Below are 20,570 nucleotides of genomic sequence, written 5' to 3' on the forward strand. Positions count from 1 at the left end.
GTGTCATTGTGACCAGCGCCTTCCCCTCCACGCCCACGCCCGCCGCCCCGGACGTCCCGGATCACCAGCGGGTGCGCAGCTACCACCCGCGCCGCGGCCGGATGACGGACGCCCAGCGCACCGCCATGGAGGCGCTCTGGCCGGTCTACGGCCGGGACATCGACGGCGAGCCGCTCGACCTCGCCGAGTTCTTCGGCTCGCCCCGCCCGGTGGTGCTGGAGATCGGCTTCGGGATGGGCGACGCGACCGCGGCGATGGCCGAGGCCGACCCCGGGACCGGGATCCTCGGCGTGGACATCCACACCCCGGGACACGGCAACCTCCTCCGGCTGGTCGCCGCCAAGGGCCTGGAGAACGTGCGGGTGGCCCAGGGCGACGCGGTGATCCTCCTCCGCGACATGCTCGAACCCGCCTCGCTGGCCGGCCTCCGGGTCTACTTCCCGGACCCGTGGCCGAAGAAGCGGCACCACAAGCGGCGGCTGATCCAGCCGGAGTTCCTGCGGCTCGCCGTCTCCCGACTGGCCCCCGGCGCGCTGGTGCACTGCGCCACCGACTGGGAGCCGTACGCCGAGCAGATGCTCGAGGTGCTCTCGGCCGAGCCGGGCCTGGTGAACGCGTACCCGGAGGGCGACGGCTGGGCGCCGCGCCCCGACTGGCGCCCGATGACCAAGTTCGAGCGCCAGGGCCTGGCCCGCGGCCATGTCGTCCGCGACCTGCTCTTCCGCCGGGCCGGGGGGCCGGCGCCGTCCGCTCCGCGGCGGCCGTCCGCCTGATTGTCCGGCTTATCGGTCCATCTGCCCGCTGAGGCACGCGAACGCTAGAGTCATACGGTGAGCAGCCCGCCACCCGGAGCACAGCCGGGTCCACTCGCGGAACAGCCGCAGCAGCCGTCGCCGTACCCGGTGCCCGCGCTGACCGCCGAGCAGCCCAAGTTCACGCTGCCCGCGCGGCTCAGGTACAAGGCGCGGCCGCGAGCCTGGCTGGAGAGCAGGGCGCTGCGGATCGGCGCGGTCTTCACCGTCCTGGCCATCTGCGGAGCGGTGATCCTGGCCATCGTCCACCGCCAGACCGGCACCGAGGGCTTCCTGGTCGGGCTGGTGGTCGCGGTGCTGCCGGTGCCGCTGGTGCTCGGGGTGTTCCTGTGGATCGACCGGGTCGATCCGGAGCCGGTGCCCAACCTCCTCTTCTGCTTCGCCTGGGGGGCCTGCGCCGCCACCCTGATCGCGATCATCGCCAACAGCTGGACCACCGGGCTGCTGGTCAGTCATCAGGGCGCGGGCGGCCAGCAGGTCGGCGCGAGCTTCGTGGCCCCGCTGGTCGAGGAGACCTGCAAGGGCACCGCGATCCTGCTGCTCTTCCTGGTCCGCCGGCGGGACTTCGACGGGATCGTGGACGGCATCGTCTACGCCGGGTTCACCGCCACCGGCTTCGCCTTCACCGAGAACGTGCTGTACATCGGCCGCACGGTGCTGGAGGAGCACGCGGACGGCGGCGGGATAGGCATCACCGTCTTCACCTTCCTCCTCCGCGAGGTGATGTCGCCGTTCGCCCACCCGCTCTTCACCGCGATGACCGGGGTCGGCTTCGGCCTGGCCGCGATAGCCCGCAGGCGGGCGCTGCGGATCCTGGCGCCGATCGGCGGCTGGGTGTGCGCGATGGTGATGCACGGCGCCTGGAACGGCTCCTCCGGCTTCGGCATCCTCGGCTTCCTCCTCGTCTACCTCTGCTTCATGCTGCCGGTCTTCTGCCTGATGGTCTGGCTGGTGCTGTGGGCGCGGAAGGACGAGCTGAAGGTGATCTCCCAGCAGCTCCCGGTGTACGCGTGGGCCGGCTGGCTGACCGCCCCCGAGCCGCTGGTCCTCTCCTCGATGGCGACCCGGCGGCACGCCCGCGACCTGGCCCGCTACACCCAGGGGCCGGTGGGCGAGCGGATCATGCGGGAGTACCAGGCCTTCGCCACCTCGCTGGCCTTCCTCCGGCAGAAGGCCGAGCGCGGCACCACCCGCGGCACCGAGTTCACCGAGCGCGAGCAGGAGCTGCTGCACCATCTGTGGAGCCGCAAGGACCAGCTCTCGGAGGTCTTCGCGCAGGTCGGGGCGCGGGAGTGGTACCGCAGGCAGAACCGTGCCGCCTGGCCGCCGCCGATGCCGTACAACGCGCCGGTGCCGTACCCGGGCGGGCCGGGGCCGTACCCGGGCGGGCCGGGGCAGGCCGCCTTCCAGGCGATACAGGCGCAGCCGCCGTACTCTCAGCCGCAGCCGCACGGCGGGCCACCGCCCTACCGGCAGGCCGGCCACCCCGCCGGCTACCCGGCGGGCCCCGCCGAGCGCCGCCCGTGGTCCCCGCCGCACTCCGGCGGCCCGTACCCGCCGGCGCAGGCGTACGGCTACCCGCTGCCGCAGGCCCAGCCGCAGGCGCATCCGCAGCCGCTGCCGCTGCCGCAGGCCCAGCCGCAGCCGCCGACCCAGCCCGCCGACGCCTGGCCCCCGCCGCAGCAGGCCGAGCGCAGGGACGGCCGCCCGCCCGCGGCTGACGCTCCGTCAGCCGCCACCGCGCAGCCGGCCCGGCAGCGCGAGCCGGAGCCGGAGCCGGAGCACGAGCACGAGCAGAAGCAGGACCGCCCCGCGCCGCCCCGCACCGGCGACCCCTTCGCCCCTCCGGCCCGCTGAACTCCCCGGAGCCGACCCGGAATCAGGCCTTCGCACCCCCCTGACCTGCCCGATTCCCGACTCTTCGGCATCTTCTCGCCGACCCTCCGCCGCGGTGGAACCTTTGCCACCGTTCGGCACGTTGACTCTCGTAACCCGAGCGTTATCCGGGAGACGTTGACGCCGACCGCGCCAGGAGGGTCCGCCCATGCCTGACGGCACCTATCGCATGGTGGTCTGCACCGGCCACGGCCACGCCGAGAGCATCGCCGTGGCCGAACAGCAGGTCAGGGACTGGCTCAAGGCCCAGCACTACGACTCCTGCCCGGAGTTCGCGGACGCGGACGACGGCCCGGCCCGCTACCGGGTCGGCGAGCAGGCCGTGCTGGACCGCGACGTGGGGGGCGGCCCGGGCACCGGCATACCCGCCTATGCCCGCTGGCGACTCCGCGAATACACCCCCCAGGGCATCTGGCAGACCCTCCTCGTGCTGTGCACTCCGCCGGGCCGCAAGGGCCGCAGTTGGATCCGCCTGGACTCCGAACTGCTGCCCGCGCAGCGCGGCGGATCGCAGCCGGCGCCCGGCAAGGCCCCCGTACCGCGCCTGGCCCGCGGCCTGCTGGACCGCTTCCCCGCCGTCGACGGGCCGCACCGCGGGGCCGCCCGCGTCCATGCGATGTCCACCGTCATAGAGCCGGACGACGTCGACGAGGTGCTGGACGAGCTCTGCGACCCCGAGCGGCGGCTCCCGATCATCGTCGCCTCCACGCCCTCCCGCACCGACTTCGACGAGTGGCTCTCCGGCACCGTCGACCCCGTCCTGCGCGGCTGCGCCGGCCTCGCCGTCCTCTACGCCCTCTCCCCGCGCGCCGAACGGGAGTTCAACCGCTCCCTGGAGCACCACCGGGTGTACGGCGGTGCGATACGCACCTATCTGCCGGGCATCGACCCGGCCTGGCCGGCCGAGGCGCAGCGCCACCGGGTGCTGGCCCGCCGCACCATCGACGAGGACATCAGGCGGGCCGCCGGGCTCGTCGCCTGGGTGCCGAGACGGCACGCCCTCGACCAGCCTCTGCCGGACGTCCACCTCGAACTCCCCGCCCTGGCCGTGCCGCCCTGCGCGGACTCCCCCGAGCTGCCGGACCTCCCGCCGGGCGCCCTCTTCGACAACGGGGAGGACCGGGCGGACGCCGGGGAGCGCCGCTCCCGCAACTCCGAACTCCAGGACATGCGGCGGCGGTTGCGCGAGGCGGAGCGGCAGGAGCAGCTGCTCGCCGCCGACTACGACGACCAGTACAGCGAGCTCAGCGACTCCCGCCGGGCGGTGCGCACGCTGCGCCGCCGGCTGCTCGCGGCCGGCCAGTCCGGCGACCCCTTCGCGCCCCCGTACGCGGACGAGGAGAGCACGGACGCGGCCGACCGCCCGCCCTCCTCCTTCGCCGAACTCCTGCCCAGGCTGGACGAGTTCGGCCTCCTCCAGTTCACCGGCGACGCCAAGGAGGCGCTGGACCTGGACGGCCAGACGGACCACCCCACCTGGGTGCGGATGACCTGGGACGCACTGCTCGCCCTCCAGGACTACGCGGAGGCGGCCGTGGCCGGCACCAGCGGCGGCGACTTCCGCTGGTGGTGCGAGAACACCCCGGGGGACTGCCATCCGTTCCCACCGCGCAAGGTCATCCGGGACGAGTCGCGGACGGTGAGCACCAACGCCAAGTGGAAGCGCGAGCGCCTCTTCCCGGTGCCGAGCGACGTGGACCCCACCGGCAGGGTCTTCATGGGCGCCCACCTCCGCATCGGCGGCGGCGGTACGGCGCCCCGGCTCCACTACCGGGACGACTGCTCCGGGACCGGGCGGATCTACCTCGGCTATATCGGCCTCCACCTGCACAACACCCGGACCAACTGAGCTCGGGGGCCGGAGTTAGGGTCATCAGCGGATCACTCGCACTGGAGGTACCGTCATGGCCCGTATCCCCTCGTCCCTGATCGCCGCAGGCGGCCTGCTCGGCGGCTACACCGTGGCCCGTACCACGAAGAAGCGCCAGCTCGGCGGGCTGGCCTTCGGCGCCGCGCTGGCCGCGGCGACCCCGCAGTGGCGCAAGGCCGCGGGCAACGCGGGCGCGGCGGCACTGGCCGGCCTCTCCGTCGGCGCCCTCGCCGTCTCCCACCCCCTGGCCAAGAAGATCGGCCCCTGGCCCGCGGTGGCCGCGGTCTCCACCGCCACCGCCGCCGCCTCCTGGCTCATCGCCGACCGCAGGGCCTGACCCAGCGGCAGGAAACAGACCGACGGCCCCGGTGTCGGGGGGTTTCCACCGGGGCCGTCGGGATCGTGGGGGCGCGGGTCACCGCAGACGGGATCGCGCCCGGAGAAAGAGAAGGAAGAACGAGCCGGCGAGAGCGGTCAGATCGACAGGCCGTGCCGGGCCAGCCACGCCGACGCGTCCTGCGGCTCCCCGCCGCCCGTCCGCACCTCGAGATGGAGGCGTGAGGACGCCAGCCCGCCGGTCGCCCCGACCCGCCCCACCGGCTGCCCCGCACTGACCGACCCGGTCCCGGCGACCGCGGCCAGGTGGCAGTACCAGATCTGCGTCCCGTCCCGGAGCGTCTGCACCACGCGGTACCCGTGCGAACCGGCCCAGGCCGCCGAGGTGATCTCCCCGTCGCCGATGGCCCGGACGACCGTCCCCGACTTCGCCGCGATGTCCTTGCCCGGGTTGAGGTGCGACCAGTAGCCGGCGCGCGTGGCGACGGCCCGCCCCTCGCTCTTCTCGACCGGCGCCACCAGCTCTCCGACCTCGGAGGCCTCCGTCCCGGCCTCGGCCGCAGCCGCAGCCGCCACCGCGGTCCCGGATGCGGAGTCGGCCGCCGCCGCGGACGCGGCCGCCCGCGCCCTCGCCTCCTCGGCCGCCCGCAGCCGCGCCTCCTGCGCACCGCGGTTCGCGGCCTCCGCGTGCCCGCTCAGCCGGGCGGCGAGCGCCAGCCCCGGATCCTGCCGATCCTCCTGCTGGGCAAGGGGGTTGGAGGCGGTGTCCTCCGCCGCGACGCCGGCCCGGCCGCCACCGGCGGCCGCCGAGGGCTCCGCCGCGTACGCGCTGGAGGCGGTCGCACCGCCCACCGCGGCCATCGCCGCCAGTCCGAGCATGGCCGCCGATCCCGGCCGCGAGGCCCACCGCCGCCCCTGCGCGGGCACCTGGGCGCCCGGCGCGGAGTCCGGCGCGAAGCCCGGCCCGGTTCCGATTCCGATGCCGTCGAGGGCGTTGCGGGCGTCGAGGGCGGGATCGTGGTCCACCACGGGCAGCGCCTGCGTCGGCAGCGCCGCTCCTGCGGGGCCGGCCATCGCGGGGTCCTGGACCATCAGCATCGGCCGGGTCGACGACCAGTCGCCCGACCCGTCGCCCGGCTCGTCAAAGCCCGTGGGACCCTCGGGAAGCACCTCGGTTCCGGCTGTCGCCGAATCGGCACCCCAGGTCACGCGGTACGACGCCATGACGGCGTACTCCTCTCCTTCCGTTCGCCGACCGGGTTAGCTGACGGGTTCGGAGCGGGAAGGTCTCCTACCGCCTCCACCGTGCCCGCGGGCACGGCTTCCGCGGATTCACCCCAAGGACGTGGGTCCCCGGCTCTTCCGGACGCCGTCGACGGTTCGTCAACTGCGCCCGGGCGATTAGGCGATGCGGCACGGCGCCGTTCGTCGAACGGCCTGGCGACCGCGCTGCGTTATCAGAAGGTAATACTTCGCCGCCCCGATTCCAAGCGGTTCAAGGGGACTGATGTTCCGGATGTGGCGCGTCGTCCACCCCAGATGCCCCCAGAACCGGTCCGGTGTCACTCGCCGCACCCACCCTGACCAGCAACGAACTCCTGGCCCCCGGCCTCAAACCCGGGCTGCGAAATCCTTCACGCCCCGCTCGCGCGACCGCGCGCCCACCGCACCCAGAAGCACGGGCCGACTACTCACCGTGGCCGCCCGACGCCTCGGCGGCGCTTCGACAGCACCCCGACAGCCCCCCACAAAAACGCGCACGGCCTCGCCAGGCCCGGGCAGCGCCACGGCGAGGACGTACGCGAGGACCATGATCCACAGAAACCGCCGCCACGGCAACGGCCATACGTGCGAACGTTATCGGCCAGTCCCGTTCGGTACGCAGGGGTTCAGAGCAACCACGGAAGCGTCCGCGCCGGTTCCGCCACCGCGATTCCGGCCATCCGGTACGGGCGATTGCCTTGCCGGACACCGGAGCTGACGCTCCCTCGCAATCCAGCCCAAGCCCCGTCGCGAACGCGCAAGCCCCGCAACCGGCCGGCGGCCCGCAACGCCGCTCGCACGGCCTCGGCCGCCCCGCACGGCCCGGCCGCCCCCGCCGCTCCGGCCGTCCGCTCAGCCCGAACTCCGTTGCCAGGCCTCCGCGTCCTCGTCCGGCGCCTCCCGCTGCGGTATCACCAGGCCACCGCCACCCGCTCCGGCAGCGCCGAGACCACCGAGACCGCCGCGGCCACCGGGGCCGTCCCCCGCCGCTCGTCCGAGCCCCGAGACACCGCCGCGCCCGCTGTTGCCGTCCGAGTCCTCCGCCTCCTCGACCTCGTCGTCCTCCTCGGCGATCTCCGCCAGCCGCCCCAGCGCCCGGGAGAGTCCGCTCGGCCCGGCGCCGACCTTCCGGTGGGCCGCCGCCAGCAGCTGCACGGCGTCCCGCACCTCGACCCCGAGCCGGTCGGCGATCTGCGCCGCCGGCATCCCCGAGGAGGCCATCCCGGCCACCTCGCGCTCCAGCTCGGTGAGCGGCTCGGCGCTGACCGGCCGCCGCCGGAACGCCCCGAGTCCGGCCGCCGCCAGCTCGGACCTGGCCCGCCTGGCCAGCCCGTCGGCCCCGCACTCCATCGCCAGCTCCAGCCCCATGTACAGGGGTTCGCCGGCCTCCTGGGGCCGCCCGGCCCGGCGCAGCGCACCGCCCTGGTCGACCAGCGCCAGCGCGTACTCGTACCCCGTCGGGGACTGGCCCAGCGACTCCACCGCCTGCTCCAGCAGGACCAGCTGGTCCTCCGTCCGGTCGGCCATCTCCGCGCACTGCCGCAGCGCGCCGCCGACCGCCGAGCGGGTGCCGAACCGCTCAGCCCGCTTGAGCAGTTGGGCGGTCAGCGCCCGCGCCCGGTCCGGCTGCTGCTTGCGGATGGCCCGCGCCAGGTGGCCCGGCCAGGGCGCCCAGACGGGGTTGTGCTGCCCGCGGGCGTCCAGCCGCTCACCCGCCTGGAGGAGGACCTCGGCGGCCTCCTTGGGCCGGTTGCGGAGCAGCAGCATGCGGCCGTACAGGGTGGGCGCGTCCGGCAGCACCATGGACGCCGGGTACGGCGGCCCGAACTGGTACTCCTCGGCGACCTCCAACGCGGCCTTGGTCTTGCCCCGGGCCAGCAGGTGTCGATCAGGAGGCCTACGGTGTCCCACTGCAGCGGCGTGCCGCGCCCGAGCCGGTCGGACTTCCGCAGCGCCTCGCGCAGCAGCTGCTCGGCCGCCCTGAGGTGGCCCCAGCGGCGCGCGACCAGGCCCTGCGACATGGTGGCGAAGGCCAGATGGGCGCCGGACCAGCCGAGCAGCTCGAACTCCGCCGCGGCTCCGTTGAACAGCTCGGAGGCGATGTCCAGCCGGTCGTTGTAGATGTAGCTGAAGCCCAGCACGGTGGGGATCTCGAAGCCCCAGAAATCGTTGCTCCAGCCGATCCCCGGCGCGGGCCGGCCGTCCTGGAGCCCGAGTTCGGCGTGGGCGAGCGCCTCGGTGGTGTGCTCCCCGCGCAGGGTGAGGTCCCAGGCGCGCATGGCCATCACCGCGCGCTCCCAGGCGTCCCGCCCGGTGCGCCCCCGGGCCAGCTCGGCCAGCCGGCGGGAACGTTCCCTCGCGTCGTCCTCGTCGCCCGAGAAGACCCGCCACATGGCGTGGGCGGCGAGCAGCCGCATCCGCTGCGGGCCCGGCGGGGTGCGGTCGGCCTCCTCGGCCACCACCCGGGCCGCCTCGCCCAATTGATTGGTATGACTCAGCGCCTGAGCCAAGCGCTGAGTGGCGTACACCCGGCGTTCCTGGTCCAGCCCCGGCGTGGCGGCCAGGGCGGCCCGCAGGTGGTTGACGGTCACCGGCGGGTTGGTCAGCAGGGTCGCGCAGCCGAGTTCGTACAGCACCCCGGCCCGGTCCTCCGGCGCCGGCGGCTCGGCCAGGGCCCGCTCCAGGCAGCGCCTGGCCGCCTCCGGGGCGCCGACCGCGAGATGCTCCGCCGCCGCCTCGCGCAGCTGGCGGACGAGCTCCAGATCGTCGTCCGGGTGGACCTCCAGCAGATGCCGGGAGGCCGCCGCCACGCCCTTACCCGCGTCCAGCACCGCCTGGGCCGCGATGCCGTGCATCCCCGTCCTGGTGGCCGGCGGAATGGCCTGGTAGACGGTGGTGGCGATGGTCGGGTGGACGAACTCCAGGGTCCGGCCGCCGCTCAGGATGCGCTCCTCGCGCAGCTGGTCGATGGCGGCCGCTGCGTCCGCCGGGCCGAGCGCGGCGATGTTGGCGCACAGCTGCGGATCGATCTCGGTGCCGAGGACGGCGGCGGCCCAGGCGAACCGGAAGGCGGCGGGACCGAACTTCTCCAGCCGCCGGATCAGCGCCGGGCCCTTGCCGGAGGCCACCAGATCGCGCAGCCGCGGCGCCGAGTCCTCGACCGGGGCGATCCCGCGGTCCCGCACCTTGGCCAGCAACTCGACGACCTCGTACGGGTTTCCGGCGGTGACCGCCCACACCTCGCGGCAGAAGGCGTCGTCCGGCGCGCCCACCGAGTCCGCCAGTTCGCGGCGGGCCAGCGCGGCCACCGCGTCCGGGCTGAGGTCGCGCAGCGGGATGGGACGGGTGAGATGCCCGTCCACCAGGTGCACCGCCGGCTCCGGCGCGTCGGCCAGCTCCTCCGGCCGGTAGGCGAGGACGACCAGGGCCGGCAGCTCCCTTATCCGCACCAGGAAGGAGTCGAGCCAGCGCAGCGACTCCGCGTCCGCCCAGTGGAGGTCGTCGACTATCAGCGTCAACGGGGCGTTGCGGACGGCGAGTTGGGTGACCACCCAGTCCAGCCCGTCCAGCACGCCGGTGGGGTCGGAGGGCATCTGGGTGGACGGCGGGGCCATCCCGACCGCGGGCGCGGCGACGTCGTACCAGTTGCCGAAGAGCTCGCGCCGTTCCTGGTCGGTGAGCCGGGCCAGCGGCGGCTGCAGCAATTGCCGGATCACCCCGAACGGGACCGTCCCCTGCTGTTCCGCGCCACGGGCGAACAGCACCGTGCAGCCGTGCTGCCCGGCGGAGCGCCGGACCTCGGCCAGCAGACTGGTCTTCCCGCTGCCCGCCCGGCCGTTGTAGAGCAGCAGGTCACCCAGCTCGGTGCCGCCGGACTCGAAACGCCGGCAGACCCCGCGGATCGACTCCTCGGCGTGCGTCAGCTCTTGATCGCGTTCGTACAGGCCCCGCGTCACAGCCGGCCCCTCCTGCCTGTCCTGCCCGGACCTTCCCGGCGCCGCCCCACCCGCTACCCCGTCGCCACCCAGGCTATCCGCGCCGGGGGCCGCAGGTGTCCCGCCCGAGGGAAGAGCCGCAAGTAGGGGTCCGCTGCCACAATGGCTGGAATACGATGGCTGAGTCATCGTCAAACACTTGGCCGGTGATCGGCTCACATTACGTTGATCTCTTCCGGTAGCGTCGATTGCCCGCGAGTCGAGCCGGACTCCGGACCCCCTTGGATCAGCGACAACCGGGTCCGGGTCCCGCAGGGAGGGGAAAGGCAGATGGTCACGTCCGCGCTGCCGCAGCCGCCGCGCCACAGCCTCGAAGTGCCGTATCCGCCCCGCAGCAACAAACACCTGGACGCCGCAGCCGCCCGGCACATCGACTGGCTCACGGGGCACGGCATGCTCGGCGGCCAGGACGCGGTCGACCTCTACGAGGCCTGGGGCGTAGAGGACCTGACGGCCCGTCTGTTCCCGGAGACGGACGAGGACGGCCTGACCCTGGCCTTCGACCTCTTCGGCTTCTACTTCCTCTTCGACGACCAGTTCGACGGCGAGGTCGGCATCCGCCCCCGGCTGGCCGCCGAGGTCTGCCAGCCGCTGATCGAGATCACCCACGGGGACTACACCGGGGCCGGCCGCTCCCCGGTCACCGCCTCCTTCGCCGACCTCTGGCAGCGCCTCACCCGCGGGATGTCCCCGCGCTGGAGCGCCCGGGCGGCCGCCAACTGGGAGTGGTATCTGGCCAGTCACGCCAACGAGGCGGCGGGCCGCTCGCTCGCCGCGGAGCAGCGCGCGGCCGGCAAGCGGGTGGTCTTCCCGGACCGTTCGAGCTTCATGATCGTGCGTCATGGCGCCTCCGGGGCGGAGACGGTGATGGACGCGATCGAGCGGATCAACCGGATAGAGGTCCCGCCGGCCGCGTTCCACAGCCCCCAGCTGCGCCTGCTCCGCCAACTGGCCGGCGACATCCCCGGCATCTGCAACGACGTCTGCTCGTACGCCAAGGAGCTGCCGCGCGGCGACGTCTACAACATGGTCGCCGTGGTCCAGCACCAGCAGCAGTGCACGCTGGAGGAGGCGTACAAGATCGTGCTGGCCGAGTGCCAGTGGATGATCGACCAGTGCTGGCGGCTCTCCCGCCAGGTCCCCGCGCTCTGCCGGCGCCTCGGCCTCAACGAGGAGGAGACCGACGCCGTCGTCCGCTACGCCGACGGCATGGGCGACTGGATCCGCGGCTACCTCGACTGGGAGCCGAGCACGCCCCGCTACCAGCTCGACGGCATGCTCCCGGTCGACCGCCCCAACTACCTGGAAGACCTTCTGGGGGCGTAGCCGGCAGCGGCGCCGCGGCAGGCGCGCGTAAGGGGCGTGGGGCCTTCCCCGCGCCCCTTACGCGCGCCTACGGCGGCGGCGTTGCGGCGCTGGGGCGCTGGGGCAGGCGCTGAGGCAGGCGCTGTGGCAGAAAAAAACGACCCCTCGCCCAAACCCCACCGTTCGTGTTACCTTGCAAGCGGCCGCGTCGAGGCAGCAGAACTCCGCAGCCGAATCCCCGGACTCATCCGATGAGTCCCCACCCCGCGCTCCGCGCGGACCCGCTTCACGACCCGCCTCCGGCATCCGTATGCGCCCACCTGTCGCAGCGCCCGCCGTCGAGGCCCACTCTCCAGTCCGGAAGGACGGTGGACCACCATGTCCGCACCCACCCTCGAACGCCCCACCCGCACCGAACCCGAGCCCACGCCGGTGGCCGGCGTCCTCGACCTGAGGAGCACCAACCCGAAGCCGAACCCGAACGCGAACCCGAACAAGCACGGCAACGGCAGACGCCCCGCCCCCGCCGGCGGCACCCTCCGCACCTCGGCCCGGGAGAGCTACCTCCCGAGCCGGCAGGACCTCCGCGTCCCGCCCGAGCTGATCCGCCGCCACCGCCTCCGCCCCGGCGACACCCTGAACGGCACCACCACCGACGGCCGCACCCTGGCCACCGTCGAGCTGATCAACCACCTCCCCCCGGCCGCCTCCGCCGCCCGCCCGGCGTTCGCGGACCTGACCCCCCTCCACCCCCACCGCCGCCTCCGTCTGGAGACCGCCCCCGACCGGCTCACGACCCGGGCCATCGACCTCCTCACCCCCCTCGGCAAGGGCCAGCGCGGCCTGATCGTGGCCCCGCCCAAGACCGGCAAGACGGTCATCCTCCAGCAGCTGGCGCAGGCGATCTCGACCAACCACCCCGAGTGCCGCCTGCTGGTCGTCCTGCTGGACGAGCGCCCCGAGGAGGTCACCGACTTCCGCCGCCGCGTCGACCCCTCCGCCGAGGTCCTGGCGTCCACCTTCGACCACCCCGCCGAGCAGCACACCGCCCTCGCCGAACTGGCCGTCGAGCGGGCCAAGCGCCTCGCCGAGACCGGCACAGACGTGGTGATCCTGCTGGACTCCCTGACCCGGCTCTGCCGGGCGTACAACACCCAGGCGCCGGCCGGCGGCAAGACCCTCAGCGGCGGCGTCGACGCCCACGCCGTACTGGGCCCGAAGCGCTTCTTCGGCGCCGCCCGGGAGACCGAGGAGGCCGGCTCGATCACCATCCTGGCGTCCGCCCTGGTGGACACCGGCTCCCGCGGCGACGACTACTGGTTCGAGGAGCTGAAGAGCACCGGCAACATGGAGCTGCGGCTGGACCGCCTCCTCGCCGACCGCCGCGTCCACCCGGCCCTCGACATCGCCGCCTCCGGCACCCGCCGCGAGGAGCTGCTGACCACCCCGGACGAGCTGGCCGCGATCCACCGCCTGCGCCGCGCCCTCGCCGGGCAGAACCCCCAGCAGGCCGGTGAGCTGCTGGTCGAGCACCTCCGCCGGACCGGCAGTAACGCAGAGTTGCTGCTTCAGGTGACCCGTACCACGCCGGCATGATCGTTCCCGCCGCGGCCCCCCGTTCCCACATCCGGGTGACTTAGACTCCGCAGCATGGACTCCGCCCTCCCGTTCAGGGTCGTACGCGCCGCGGTCTTCGCCGCGCTCGCGCTCGCCCTGTCCGCAGGCGGCCAGATCCTGGTCACCGGAGCGCCCCTGCCGCTGGCCACCGTCGCCCTGGCCGGCGTGGCGATCATCGCCGTCGCCTCCGTGCTGACCGCCCGCGAGCGCGGCTTCCTGCCGATCGCGGCCCTCCTCGTCCCGCTCGAACTGGGGCTGAACGCGACCTACAACGTCAGCCAGACGGACTGCCCGGCCGACCACCATGCGGCGGCCGGCCTGCCGAGCCTGCTGCTCTGCGGCGACGGCCCGGTACGCGGAGCCGTTCTCGGCTTCATCGGCCCGGAGGCACCGCATCCGGCCATCGGCGTCCTGCCGTCCGCGCTGACCACCGCCCAGCTCCTCTTCCTCCTCGGCGCCCACCTGGGCGCGGGCCTCCTCGGCGCGGCCTGGCTGCGGCTCGGCGAGGACGCGGTCTTCCGCGCCCTGCGCTCCCTCAGCACGCTGGCCGCGTCGGTGGCCGAGGCGGCGGGGGCGGCGCTGCGGCTGTTCGCCGTCCTGCGGGCGGCGCTGCTCGGCGACGACCTCCGCGATGCCCTCCGGCCCCCGGAGCCGCCCGAGCCCTGGCGCCCGGCCCCTCGCGACGTCCTGCTCCGCACCGCCCGCCGGCGCGGCCCCCCGGCCCGGACCGCGGCCGTCCCCGCCTGCGCCTGACCTCGGCACACCCGGACGGCCCTCTCCCCCTCAGCCGTCCAACCGTTGTCACGCCCAGCCGGGAGCATCAGCATCATGTCCGGAATGTCCGATAACCAGATCAGCAACAACCAGAACAAGAACGCCAAGAAGCGCGCCGCCCGCGAGCGGATGATGGCCGAGCGCGCGGCCCAGGAGCGCAGGTCCCGCCGCAACAAGATCATCGCGATCACGGTCGCCGCCGTGGTCGTGGTCGGCGGCGGCGTCGGCGCCGCGGTCGGCCTGGCCGGCGGCTCGGGCTCCGGCTCGGGCTCCTCCGCCTCCTCCGGGAAGCTGGTCGTCCCGAAGAACGCCACCGGCACCGACGGCACCGTGATCGTCTACGGCAGGGCGACCGCCAAGAACACCCTGCAGATGTACGAGGACTTCCGCTGCCCGGTCTGCGACGGCCTGGAGAAGTCCGCCGGCACCACCATCCAGTCGATGGCGGACAACGGCACGTACAAGATCGAGTACCACATGGGGACGTTCCTGGACAACAACAACGGCGGCAACGGCTCGATGAACGCGCTGGCCGCCGCCGGTGCCGCGCTCAACGAGAGCCCGACGATGTTCAAGAAGTTCCACGACGTCCTCTACGCCAACCAGCCGGAGGAGACCGTCGACAAGTTCGGCGACACCAACTACCTGCTGGAGCTGGCCGGCAAGGTGCCGGGCCTGAAGACCACGGCCTTCGTCGACGAGGTCAAGAGCGGCACCTTCAAGCCCTGGGCCCAGAAGGTCTCCGACGCCTTCAACTCCAGCGGCGTCAGCGCCACCCCGACCGCCATCCTCAACGGCACCAAGCTGAACGTCGGCGGCACCACCACCTCCGCGCAGTGGACCTCCGCGGTGAACCAGGCGCTGGGGACCAAGAAGTGACCGCGACCGGCGCCGAGGGCACCGGGAGGCAGGACGCCCCGGGCGCGACCGCGCCCGCGGCCTCCGCCACGGCCTCCGCCACGCCCACGGCCTCCGCCCGGACCGGCTGGGCCGCCCGCCTGGCCGGCCCGGTGGACACCGGCCGCGCCTACCGCTGGCTGCTGCTGATCGCCGGCGTGGTGGGCCTGATCGGCTCGACCGTCCTCACCCTGGACGAGATCAAGCTGCTGAAGAACCCGAACTACGTGCCGAGTTGCAGCATCAACCCGGTGATCAGCTGCGGTTCGGTGATGAAGAGCGCCCAGGCGCACGTCTTCGGGTTCCCCAATCCGCTGCTCGGCCTGGCCTGCTTCGCGGTCGTGGCCACCGTCGCCGTGGTGGTGCTGTCCGGGGCCGAGCTGCCCGGCTGGATCTGGCTCGGCCTGCAGGCGGGGACGCTCTTCGGCGCCGGCTTCATCACCTGGCTGATGGACCAGACGCTGTACTCGATCGGCGCCCTCTGCCCGTACTGCATCGCGGTGTGGCTCGCCACCATCGCGCTCTTCTGGTACACGCTGCTGCACAACATCCGGCACGGCGTCCTCCCGGCCCCCGCCTGGGCCAGGGCCTTCGCCGGCTCCTGGTACCACTGGGTGGTCCCGGCCCTGTGGTACTTCGTGATCGCGATGCTGATCCTCAACCGCTTCTGGTATTACTGGCGGACCCTGATCTGAGCAGCACGAGCCAGACCCCTGCCGGGGAAGCTTCCGGCAGGGGTCTGTCTGCTGCCAGGAAGGGTCCGCAAGGCCCTAGGTCCGACCCCGGCACGGCGTCAGCATGGAGCGCACAGCCCGGTTGGCGCGCAGCCAGGCGGCCGCAGACGGAGGGGGCATGTGATGGACCAGATCGTCGTGACAGCAGGGAACGCCCTGGTCACAGCGATGTCCACGGATGCGTGGCGTCAAGCCCAGGCCGCGGTGAAGCGGATGTGGTCACGTGTACGCCCAGCACAGCAGGCCAAGGTGGTGAGTGGAGAACTGGAGTCCTTGCGGACCGACCTCCTGGACGCCCGCGATGCGGGCGACGCTGACGTCGCTCCAGTTCTCCGCGGTGTCTGGAGCCGACGTCTGCAGCGGTTGGTGGACGAGGATGGCCCATCAATCCACGAACTCTTGGTGGATCTGGTTGAGCAGCTCAACGCGCTGCTGCCTGCGGACGCCCGGAACGGCGTCGTTGCGCAGGTACAGGTTGCCAAGGCCGACGACCACAGCGTCGCCATCACCGCAGGCCAAGACGCCGTCTACCGTGAATCTGGAAGATCGAGCAAACGATGAGCGCGGTCCCACAGGACACACGATGCGTACAGTCTCAGTATGCAACTGCTGAACAGAACAGCACGAACTTGTTGAGCGGCAAGAAGGCCACGTACAAGCCACAGACAAACATCTATCTCTTTGGCCCCATGGGCCCCCCTCAAGTGCCGGCGGAGCCCTCCGGACGCCGCCGTTTCCAGTCTGCAGACATCCCAAGAGCGGCCATGCACTACCAGCGTCGCCGCGTGGCTATTGAGCTCGCCGACGCCTTAGCGGCCACGAATGCGGCATGGCAGATCCTCACCGGCACGAGCGGCGTCGGAAAGACGCAGATCGCAGCAGAATACGCCCGCACCCAGTGGGACGAGAGGGCTGTGGAGATCTTGATGTGGGTCACTGCTAGGAGGGATCAGGTGATCACCGCCTATGCGAGGCTCGCGGATCAAGTACTGCATACCGGCGGTGACAGCCACGAGGAGAATGCCCAGAGGTTCCGCGACTGGTTGGGGGCACAGGGCGCAGACTGGCGCTGGCTGATGGTGCTGGACGACCTGGTGGACATGGATGAGCTAGCCGGCCTCTGGCCCCCCTCGTCGCCGTACGGCAAGGTCATCATCACCACCAAGCGCCGCGATGCCGCTCTGATCGGCCAGGGCGACCTGCTGCCCGTGGGCCTGTTCGAGGAGGAGCAAGCCGGGAAATATCTGGACCAGATCCTGCTGGACGGGAGTCTGACCGTCCACCAGTGCGAGCACCATGCGACTGAAGTGCTCGAACTCGTCAAGGATTTGGGATGCCTGCCCTTGGCACTGTGGCAAGCGGCAGGCTTCCTGATCAACCACCACGGCTTGGACTGCCGTGCCTACCGCGAGCGTCTCGCCCAACGCCGCATGAGTGACGCAGTCGAGTCCCGGGAGGACCCGCACGGCCCGCTCGCCGGCGTCTGGCACCTGTCCATCGAACAGGCTGACATGATCCCTCCGGCTGGGTTGGCCCGCCCAATGCTGGAGCTAATCAGCATGCTCGCTCCCGAAGGCATCCCGACTCCGGTCCTGACCAGTTCCTCTGCGCGCGTGTATCTCGGCGACAGCCTTGCCCGAAACCGGGCCGAGAACGCACTGGTCCAGGTTGAAGACGCCCTCGATGCCCTGCATTGCCTGCACCGCTGGAACCTGATCGATTTCGCTCCTCAGGACACGACTGATCGCAACGTCCGGGTCCACCTGCTGACCCAGCGTGCGACCCGCGAGGAACTCTCCCCTGAGACAGTGCGGCGCCTGGCCCGCGCCGCAGCTGACGCGTTGTTCGACATCTGGCCAAAGGGCGACCGGGCCACACCGTTGACCAGCGTTCTCCGCGCCAACTGCACGGCTCTCCAACTCGTCGCAGAGAAACTTCTGATCGAGCCCGGAGTACACCCCGTGCTCCTGCGCGCGGGAGGAAGTCTGGAGGCGACCGGACGCGCCGCCGACGCTGTCGAGTACTGGCGGAACCTCCGAGCCGCTGTTGAACGGGATCTGACGCCAGATCATCTGGATGTGCTCTCCGTGCGTAAACGGCTCGGTGAGGCACTCATGGAGGCCGACCAACTCAAGGAGGCGGAAACCGAGCTCAAGGAGGTGTTCGCCGCACGACTGCGTCTGCTGGGCGCCTTCCATAGGGACACTCTCGACGCCCAAGGGGAGATCGCTGTCCTCCGCTGGGCTCAAGGCCGGACCGCCGAGGCTGAGGCTCAGTACCGGGCACTCCTCGAGCTCGAGCGCGTAGTACTGCCGATGGACGATCCATTGGTTCTGATCACCCGCTACAACCTCGCCAGCCGCGCTGAGGACAATGGCAAGCTGGAGGAGGCGGAGAGCCAATTTCAGGAGGTATTCGCGGTCGAAACCGTGGTGAGCGGGCCCGATGCACCCGAGACTTTGGGTACCCGTGGCCGCCTGGCCTTCGTGAGATACCGACTCGGGCGCCTCGACGAGGAACAGACCATCGACGAGTTGAGAGCGATCCTCACCGCCCAACTGCACGTGCTCAAACGTCCGCACCGGGACGTGATCTCTACCGAGTCCTACCTCGCGAACGCCTTGCACGGCCGCGGATGGCGGCTCAGCGAAACTGCCCAGAATCTGCTCCACCGCACGGAGACAGGGGGATCCAACATGTCCGAAAACACGGGCACCGAGCGCGCCAAGACGCTGTTGGAGCAGGCCGTTGCCGCTTTCGAGGAAGCACGCGATCTGATCGACGGCGAAGCCAAGCCCGGGTACTACGGCGTCATCCTGCACGACCTGGCCGACTCGCAGCAGGCCATGGGCCGCCTTGAGGATGCTGTCACCAACTTCCGGGAAGCGGTCGAGTACAAGCGCAAGGCCAACCGCAGCCATGACCTCACTGTGAGCCTGATCGCACTCGGCGGATGCCTCATCGAGTCTGGCGATCAGGAGGAGGCTGGCACCACTCTGCACGAGGTCGGGGATCGGCTGTCGCTGGAGAATGAACAGCACCCGCAGTCGGCGGCCTCGCGGGCGGTCCTGTACCACGAGTTGGGGCAGAACTGGGAGCAGCTCGGAGACAAAGGCCGCTCGGAGGCGTACCAGGACGCTTTGGCCGCGTATCGGCACGCCCTCGAACTGGTCGATGCAGACACAGATCCCGGCTCCTACGGTGCGGTGCTGAACTCGATGGGAGACGTCTACAAGGCCACTGGTGATCTGGACGAGTCGGCCTCGGCGTACGCAAGAGCAGTGGAGTACATGCGCCGCTTGGGCGAAGCGGAGCAAGCACTACCCTCCTACCTCGTGGACCTCGGGCGAACGCTCCGCCGGCTGGCGGACAAGACCGGCTGACCGGCGTTGTCTGCGCCAGGTCCACCCGTCACCCACCCTGCGTCTCGGGGGAGCTTCAAGCTGGCGATCCACCAGCCCTCTACGGGAACCTGAAGCCCCCCGACAGGACGCGTGAGACACCACCGCCGTCCCACCGCCTTCGCCGTGTGGACAAAGGCGGCGGCACAAGCGGCGCCGGTTTTCCCGCGTATCAGTCCGTGCCGGACTCGATCGCCGCGCTGTCCAGCAGCTCCTCGTTGGCCGGGGCCTCCCCGCGGGAGGCGATCGTCTCCGCGCCGCCGGCCGTCAGCTCGCCGATCAGCCCGGCCGGCGCGCCCGCGGCCACCGCGGCCGCCGACTCGGTGCCGGAGCCCTCGCCGCCGATCAGGCCGAGCGCGGTGTACTGCTCCAGCCGCGAGCGGGAGTCGGCGATGTCCAGGTTCCGCATGGTCAGCTGGCCGATCCGGTCGGTCGGGCCGAACGCCGAGTCCTCGGTCCGCTCCATCGACAGCTTGTCCGGGTGGTAGCTGAAGGCCGGTCCGGTGGTGTTGATGACCGAGTAGTCCTCGCCCCGCCGCAGCCGCAGCGTCACCTCGCCGGTGACCGCCGAGCCGACCCAGCGCTGCAGCGACTCGCGGATCATCAGCGCCTGCGGGTCCAGCCACCGGCCCTCGTAGAGCAGCCGGCCGAGCCGCCGGCCCTCGTTGTGGTACGCGGCGACGGTGTCCTCGTTGTGGATCGCGTTGACCAGCCGCTCGTACGCCGCGAAGAGCAGCGCCATGCCGGGGGCCTCGTAGATCCCCCGGGACTTGGCCTCGATGATCCGGTTCTCGATCTGGTCGGACATCCCGAGCCCGTGCCGGCCGCCGATCGCGTTGGCCTCCAGCACCAGGTCGACGGCGGAGGGGAACTCCTTGCCGTTGATCGCCACCGGCCGGCCCTGCTGGAAGGCGATGGTGACGTCCTCGGCGGCGATCTCCACCTCGGGGTCCCAGAACCGGACGCCCATGATCGGCTCGACCAGCTCGACCCCGTTGTCCAGGTGCTCCAGCGCCTTGGCCTCGTGGGTCGCGCCCCAGATGTTGGCGTCCGTGGAGTACGCCTTCTCGGTGCTGGCCCGGTACGGCAGGTCGCGGGCGAGGAGCCACTCGGACATCTCGGTCCGGCCGCCCAGCTCGCCGACGAACTCCGCGTCCAGCCACGGCTTGTAGATCCGCAGGGCGGGGTTGGCCAGCAGGCCGTAGCGGTAGAACCGCTCGATGTCGTTGCCCTTGTAGGTGGAGCCGTCGCCCCAGATCTGGACGTCGTCCTCGAGCATGGCGCGGACCAGCATGGTGCCGGTCACCGCCCGGCCCAGCGGGGTGGTGTTGAAGTACGGCCGCCCGCCGGAGCGGATGTGGAACGCACCGCAGGTCAGAGCGGCCAGGCCCTCTTCGACCAGGGCGGCCCTGCAGTCCACGAGACGGGAGAGCTCGGCGCCGTAGGCACCGGCGCGGCCGGGCACCGAGGCGATGTCGGGCTCGTCGTACTGGCCGAGATCGGCCGTGAAGGTGCAGGGCACAGCGCCCTTCTCACGCATCCACGCGACCGCTACCGAGGTGTCGAGGCCACCGGAGAAGGCGATACCGACCCGCTCGCCGACAGGGAGGGAGGAGAGCACTTTGGACATGCTAGAAGTATGCACTCCTACGCATGGTCATGCAAGGCGG

13 protein-coding genes, 1 pseudogene and 1 riboswitch are annotated in these 20,570 nt (G+C 71.9%); of the genes and pseudogenes, 11 read left to right on the top strand and 3 right to left on the bottom strand.

What is annotated here, in order from left to right; genetic code table 11:
• Window positions 1-8: 8 nt before the first annotated feature.
• From trmB to BS73_RS18685, 4 genes are all read left to right on the top strand, one after another.
• Window positions 9-773: a tRNA (guanosine(46)-N7)-methyltransferase TrmB gene (gene trmB / locus BS73_RS18670; protein ID WP_322987280.1), complete on the top strand. Its 765-nt coding sequence runs from the start codon at window positions 9-11 to the stop codon at window positions 771-773.
• Between the two features lie 57 nt (window positions 774-830).
• Window positions 831-2,669 (top strand): PrsW family intramembrane metalloprotease, encoded by a 1,839-nt coding sequence (locus BS73_RS40395; protein ID WP_084704184.1) that lies wholly within the window; start codon window positions 831-833, stop codon window positions 2,667-2,669.
• A 187-nt stretch (window positions 2,670-2,856) separates the two neighbouring features.
• Window positions 2,857-4,557: a hypothetical protein gene (locus BS73_RS18680; RefSeq protein ID WP_051940093.1), complete on the top strand. Its 1,701-nt coding sequence runs from the start codon at window positions 2,857-2,859 to the stop codon at window positions 4,555-4,557.
• A gap of 55 nt (window positions 4,558-4,612) precedes the next feature.
• Window positions 4,613-4,915 (top strand): hypothetical protein, encoded by a 303-nt coding sequence (locus BS73_RS18685; protein ID WP_037574005.1) that lies wholly within the window; start codon window positions 4,613-4,615, stop codon window positions 4,913-4,915.
• 137 nt (window positions 4,916-5,052) lie between these two features.
• Here the strand turns inward: BS73_RS18685 and BS73_RS34795 are convergent, their stop codons facing one another.
• Both BS73_RS34795 and BS73_RS18695 read right to left on the bottom strand, forming a co-directional pair.
• The gene (locus BS73_RS34795; RefSeq protein ID WP_051940094.1) at window positions 5,053-6,138 is read right to left on the bottom strand and encodes a murein hydrolase activator EnvC family protein; all 1,086 of its coding nucleotides are present in this window, start codon (window positions 6,136-6,138) and stop codon (window positions 5,053-5,055) included.
• Window positions 6,139-6,148: 10 nt separating this feature from the next.
• Window positions 6,149-6,302, bottom strand: a riboswitch (cyclic di-AMP (ydaO/yuaA leader).
• Between the two features lie 1,186 nt (window positions 6,303-7,488).
• A pseudogene (locus BS73_RS18695) lies at window positions 7,489-10,133 on the bottom strand (ATP-binding protein); the annotation flags it as partial.
• Between the two features lie 309 nt (window positions 10,134-10,442).
• Here BS73_RS18695 and BS73_RS18700 point away from each other — a divergent pair.
• The 7 genes from BS73_RS18700 (at window position 10,443) to BS73_RS34800 (ending at window position 18,882) form a co-directional block, all read left to right on the top strand.
• Window positions 10,443-11,498, top strand: a complete 1,056-nt coding sequence (locus BS73_RS18700) for a terpene synthase family protein (RefSeq protein WP_037574008.1) — start codon at window positions 10,443-10,445, stop codon at window positions 11,496-11,498.
• Window positions 11,499-11,855: 357 nt separating this feature from the next.
• A complete protein-coding gene (gene rho / locus BS73_RS18705) occupies window positions 11,856-13,073 on the top strand; it encodes a transcription termination factor Rho (protein WP_037574010.1) in 1,218 nt (405 codons plus the stop codon).
• Between the two features lie 54 nt (window positions 13,074-13,127).
• Complete coding sequence (locus BS73_RS18710) at window positions 13,128-13,847, top strand: hypothetical protein (protein WP_037574013.1); 720 nt, start codon at window positions 13,128-13,130, stop codon at window positions 13,845-13,847.
• A gap of 84 nt (window positions 13,848-13,931) precedes the next feature.
• Window positions 13,932-14,747: a thioredoxin domain-containing protein gene (locus tag BS73_RS18715; protein WP_051940095.1), complete on the top strand. Its 816-nt coding sequence runs from the start codon at window positions 13,932-13,934 to the stop codon at window positions 14,745-14,747.
• Window positions 14,748-14,866: 119 nt separating this feature from the next.
• Window positions 14,867-15,460: a vitamin K epoxide reductase family protein gene (locus BS73_RS18720; protein WP_037580144.1), complete on the top strand. Its 594-nt coding sequence runs from the start codon at window positions 14,867-14,869 to the stop codon at window positions 15,458-15,460.
• A 162-nt stretch (window positions 15,461-15,622) separates the two neighbouring features.
• Complete coding sequence (locus BS73_RS18725) at window positions 15,623-16,060, top strand: hypothetical protein (RefSeq protein WP_152617654.1); 438 nt, start codon at window positions 15,623-15,625, stop codon at window positions 16,058-16,060.
• A 224-nt stretch (window positions 16,061-16,284) separates the two neighbouring features.
• Window positions 16,285-18,882, top strand: coding sequence for a tetratricopeptide repeat protein (locus tag BS73_RS34800; RefSeq protein WP_161789679.1), 2,598 nt, complete (start codon window positions 16,285-16,287; stop codon window positions 18,880-18,882).
• Between the two features lie 190 nt (window positions 18,883-19,072).
• On the opposite strand, the gene argG is transcribed toward BS73_RS34800, so the two are convergent.
• Window positions 19,073-20,530 carry an argininosuccinate synthase gene (gene argG / locus BS73_RS18735; RefSeq protein ID WP_037574015.1) on the bottom strand — a complete coding sequence of 486 codons (1,458 nt, stop codon included), beginning with the start codon at window positions 20,528-20,530 and terminating at the stop codon, window positions 19,073-19,075.
• Window positions 20,531-20,570: the final 40 nt, after the last annotated feature.

Source organism: Phaeacidiphilus oryzae TH49 (assembly GCF_000744815.1).
Lineage (GTDB): Bacteria > Actinomycetota > Actinomycetes > Streptomycetales > Streptomycetaceae > Phaeacidiphilus > Phaeacidiphilus oryzae.

Excerpts from the sequence above, each read along its gene's own strand:
- BS73_RS18680 (WP_051940093.1), top strand. The coding sequence starts at position 2,857 with ATGCCTGACGGCACCTATCGCATGGTGGTCTGCACCGGCCACGGCCAC.
- BS73_RS18685 (WP_037574005.1), top strand. The coding sequence starts at position 4,613 with ATGGCCCGTATCCCCTCGTCCCTGATCGCCGCAGGCGGCCTGCTCGGC.
- BS73_RS34795 (WP_051940094.1), bottom strand. The coding sequence starts at position 6,138 with ATGGCGTCGTACCGCGTGACCTGGGGTGCCGATTCGGCGACAGCCGGA.
- BS73_RS18700 (WP_037574008.1), top strand. The coding sequence starts at position 10,443 with ATGGTCACGTCCGCGCTGCCGCAGCCGCCGCGCCACAGCCTCGAAGTG.
- rho (WP_037574010.1), top strand. The coding sequence starts at position 11,856 with ATGTCCGCACCCACCCTCGAACGCCCCACCCGCACCGAACCCGAGCCC.
- BS73_RS18710 (WP_037574013.1), top strand. The coding sequence starts at position 13,128 with ATGGACTCCGCCCTCCCGTTCAGGGTCGTACGCGCCGCGGTCTTCGCC.
- BS73_RS18715 (WP_051940095.1), top strand. The coding sequence starts at position 13,932 with ATGTCCGATAACCAGATCAGCAACAACCAGAACAAGAACGCCAAGAAG.
- BS73_RS18725 (WP_152617654.1), top strand. The coding sequence starts at position 15,623 with ATGGACCAGATCGTCGTGACAGCAGGGAACGCCCTGGTCACAGCGATG.
- argG (WP_037574015.1), bottom strand. The coding sequence starts at position 20,530 with ATGTCCAAAGTGCTCTCCTCCCTCCCTGTCGGCGAGCGGGTCGGTATC.